4 protein-coding genes and 1 pseudogene are annotated in these 3,787 nt (G+C 65.7%); 2 read left to right on the top strand and 3 right to left on the bottom strand.

Annotated features, from left to right (window positions below; all coding sequences use genetic code 11):
- Both JF66_RS17935 and pstB read left to right on the top strand, forming a co-directional pair.
- Positions 1-199: pseudogene (locus tag JF66_RS17935) on the top strand (phosphate ABC transporter, permease protein PstA); the annotation flags it as partial.
- A gap of 60 nt (positions 200-259) precedes the next feature.
- Positions 260-1,039: a phosphate ABC transporter ATP-binding protein PstB gene (gene pstB / locus JF66_RS17930; RefSeq protein WP_035880154.1), complete on the top strand. Its 780-nt coding sequence runs from the start codon at positions 260-262 to the stop codon at positions 1,037-1,039.
- A gap of 232 nt (positions 1,040-1,271) precedes the next feature.
- Here the strand turns inward: pstB and JF66_RS17925 are convergent, their stop codons facing one another.
- The 3 genes from JF66_RS17925 to JF66_RS17915 form a co-directional block, all read right to left on the bottom strand.
- A complete protein-coding gene (locus tag JF66_RS17925) occupies positions 1,272-2,324 on the bottom strand; it encodes a Gfo/Idh/MocA family protein (protein ID WP_051973728.1) in 1,053 nt (350 codons plus the stop codon).
- Entirely contained in the window at positions 2,321-3,298 is a 978-nt protein-coding gene (locus JF66_RS17920) for a Gfo/Idh/MocA family protein (RefSeq protein WP_035880152.1), read from the bottom strand. Before JF66_RS17920 ends, JF66_RS17925 begins: the two co-directional genes overlap by 4 nt.
- Before the next feature lie 22 nt (positions 3,299-3,320).
- Positions 3,321-3,787 (bottom strand): carbohydrate ABC transporter permease (locus JF66_RS17915; RefSeq protein WP_035880151.1); only part of this gene is annotated, 467 nt, incomplete at its 5' end.

Below are 3,787 nucleotides of genomic sequence, written 5' to 3'. Positions count from 1 at the left end.
GAATTACGATCTGTTCAGTGAGCGCATGATGACTCTCCCGGTGTTCGTGTACAACCAGTATGCGAGCCAGGGCGTCGATTCGCAGGCCTACATCGATCGCGCCTGGGCCGGTGCACTCACCCTGATCCTGATCGTGATGGCGCTCAACCTGATCGCTCGCATCATCGCCAAGATCTTCTCGCCCAAGTTCGGCCGCTAGCAGAACCCGGCCCGCTCTTCCCCGCTTTCCAGCTCCAGATTTCCAGATTGAAAGGGACATATGTCCAAGCGCATCGAAGTTGCCGACCTCAACGTTTATTACAGCAACTTTCTGGCCGTCGAAGGCGTCTCGCTCGTGATTGAGCCACGCACAGTGACGGCCCTCATCGGTCCGTCCGGCTGCGGCAAGTCCACCTTCATTCGCACGCTCAACCGCATGCACGAGGTCATCCCCGGTGCTCGCGTCGAGGGAGAGGTGCTGATCGACGGCAACAACCTCTACGGTCCCGGCGTCGACCCGGTGAACGTGCGACGTCAGGTGGGCATGGTGTTTCAGCGCCCCAACCCATTCCCGACGATGTCGATCCAGGACAACGTTCTGGCCGGCGTGAAGCTCAACAACCGCCGCATGAGCAAGAGCGACGCCGACGCTCTCACGGAGCAGTCCCTGCGTGGCGCGAACCTCTGGAACGAGGTCAAGGACCGCCTCGACCGACCCGGGTCCGGCCTCTCCGGCGGCCAGCAGCAGCGTCTGTGCATCGCGCGTGCCATCGCTGTCGCTCCCGACGTGATCCTGATGGACGAGCCCTGCTCTGCCCTCGACCCCATCTCCACGCTCGCCATCGAAGACCTCATCGAAGAGATGAAGGCCCAGTACACGATCGTGATCGTGACGCACAACATGCAGCAGGCCTCGCGCGTCTCCGACCGCACGGCGTTCTTCAACATCGCGGGTACGGGCAAGCCGGGCAAGCTCATCGAGTACGACGACACCACGACGATCTTCTCGAACCCGACCGAACAGTCCACCGAAGACTACGTCTCCGGCCGCTTCGGCTGAACCGCTCTCCCGGTCAGCCATAACCGTCGACCCCGAAACCGGCTCCCTTGGTCTCGATCGCTCCTTCGTCGCGCCTCGACCAGCGAGATCCACGGTCACCCGCCGGTCGAGGCACCAGGCACCCACCGCCGGTCGAGGCACGAGGCACGAGCGATCGAGACCACGCACGACGAGTCCGAAAACCAGCCCGCCTCGACCAACAAGACCCACCGGTGCGGGAGCGTGTTTGCCGTCAGGCGACCGCCACGACCTCGCCGGTGCGGGCTGATTCCTGAGCGGCGAGCACGATCGTGAGCGAACGGATGCCCGCGGCGCCATCCGGCTGTGCCGGCCGTCCGGCACGAACCGACTCGAGGAATTCCTGCAGCAGCAGCTGGTCCGTGTCGACTCCGTAGCCCATGAACAGGGCGCCGCCGGCCCCAACACCGCCCAGGTGTTGCGCGAAGGGATCGATGTCGGCGACGCCGCGAGTCCCGATCACCTGCAGAGTGAGGCCGCCCCAGGTGGGCGCGTTGTCGGGCTGGCTCCAGGAACAGTCGATCGTCGCCACGAAACCGCCCGCGTAGCTGACGGTGACCAGTCCCCCGGTTTCGGCGCGCACCTCGGGCTTCTCGGAGTGCAGGATTCGGTTCGATACGGCGCGTACGGCTATCGGCCGGAGCCCGGTCAGGGCGTCAAGCAGGTCTGCGACGTGCACGATGTGATCGACCATGGCACCGCCCCCAGACAGTGCGGGATCGGTGAACCAGGCGCGATCACCGACAGGGATCTGGCCGTTGTTGGTGCCGGTCGCCGCGAGCAGGGCGCCCACTCCCCCGGCAGCGACGAGCTCACGCAGCCGACCGAAGGCGGGCGAGAACCGCACCGGGTACGCGGTCATCAGACTCACGCCGGCCGCGTCGCATGCCGCCTTCATGGCTACGGCATCGTCCAACGTGGTGGCGAGGGGCTTCTCGCACAGCACCGACGCACCGGCCTGCGCTGCCGCCTCAACAAGCGGGCGGTGTCGCGCGTTCTCGCTCGTCACAATCACGGCGTCGGGGCGCCAGGCCAGGAGTTCATCGTAGCTGTCGACGTAGGTCACACCCAGGTCCTCGGCGAGCAGGCGACCTCGGCGTTCGCCGGGGGGCGCCGCGATACTGTCGGGGTCCGAGACGCGCAGCTCAACATCGGGCATGGCTTCGAGCAGCCGCGCGTACGCGGCCGCGTGCACGTGCGCGAAGGACATCAGCCCGACGCGCAGGGGACGAGGACCGCCGAGGGCCCCGGGCTTCGGGGCCCTCATGCGGACACCGGCAGACGCAGAACGGAGACGCTTCGCCCGGAGGCGATCGACTCGTTCGCGGCGATGGCGAGCTCCACCGCGCGCGTGGCATCAGCGAGGCTGACCCGAGGCGGGGCGCCTCCACCGATCGCGACGGCGAACTCGCGCAGTTCGGTCAGGTAGGGGCTTTCTCCGACGGAGGTGTCCGGACGGGCAGAATTGCCCCCGGCCGGCGCCCCCACATCGAAGCGAACCGAGGCATCCGTTCGGGAATCATGCGTCAGCACGCCCCGAGACCCCGCCATCGAGAAGCTCGTGGCGAAGGTGGTTCCCGGGGCGCCCCACACGCCGGTGACGTAGCTGAGTGCACCGCTCTCATGGGTGAGCACGACCTGCGCGGTCTCGCAGCCATCCGCCGCCGATTTCACCGCGTAAACCTCGCTGACGTCACCGGCAACCCACCGCGCGATATCGAGGTCGTGGATCATCTGATCCAGCACAATTCCTCCGGATTGGGCTTCGTCCGCGAACCATTCGGCCCACGTTGGGAACTCTCCGATGCGGCTGAAGCGCAGAATCGCGGGATCGCCGATCTGTCCGGCCGCGACGGCAGTCTGGGCAAGGGCATACTCCGGGAAATAGCGCACCACGTGAGCGGGGTGCAGCTGTTTGCCAACGGAGTGTGCAAGCTCGGCGAGGGCCTCGGCGTCCGCTGCGGTGAGTGCGATGGGCTTTTCACAAATCACGTGCTTGCCCGCGCGCAGCGCTCGCTCGGACAGATCCCGGTGTGTCGGGGTGGGAGTGCAGATGTCGACGATGTCGCAGGTTGCCAGCAGGTCGTCGAGTGTGTCGGCGACCCGGACGCCGTATTGCGATGCGACGTCGGCCGCCCCGTCGAGGGAGAACACGGTGACCTGTGCGCCGAGGGCGAGCCAGGCCGGAATGTGTACATGGGTGATGCCGCCGGCGCCGATGAGGCCAATGGAGAGATTCACGAGTTTCCAGACATGTTGAGGATTACTTCGAGCCGCTGAAGGCAAGACCTTCAACGACGCGGCGCTGCAGAGCGATGAAGAGGATGAGCACGGGCGCCATGGCGAGCACGCTCGCGGCCATCATGACCGGGTAGTCGGTCGTGATGCTACCGGCCAGGGTCGCCAGGCCGGCGGAGAGCGGCATCTTCTCGGCGTAGGTTGTCACGACGAGCGGCCACAGCAGATCATTCCACGACCACAGGGTGGTGATGATGACCAGGGCGCTGATTCCCGGCGTCGCGAGCGGCAGCATGATCTTGTAGAAGATCTGAAACGGGTTCGCCCCGTCGAGGCGGGCGGCCTCTTCGAGCTCAAGCGGCAGGCCGAGAAAGATCTGACGCATGAGGAAAACACCGAAGGCGCTGAAGATTCCCGGAAGTGCTATCCCGAGAACGGTGTTGAGCAACCCCAGGTTCTGGATGATCTGGAACTGCGGAATCAGGTAGACCT

Origin of the sequence: Cryobacterium sp. MLB-32, assembly GCF_000738085.1 — a bacterium.
Classification (GTDB): Bacteria; Actinomycetota; Actinomycetes; order Actinomycetales; family Microbacteriaceae; genus Cryobacterium.
Note: the sequence above shows the minus strand (reverse complement) of the source record. Positions and strands in the feature narration are given on the sequence as shown.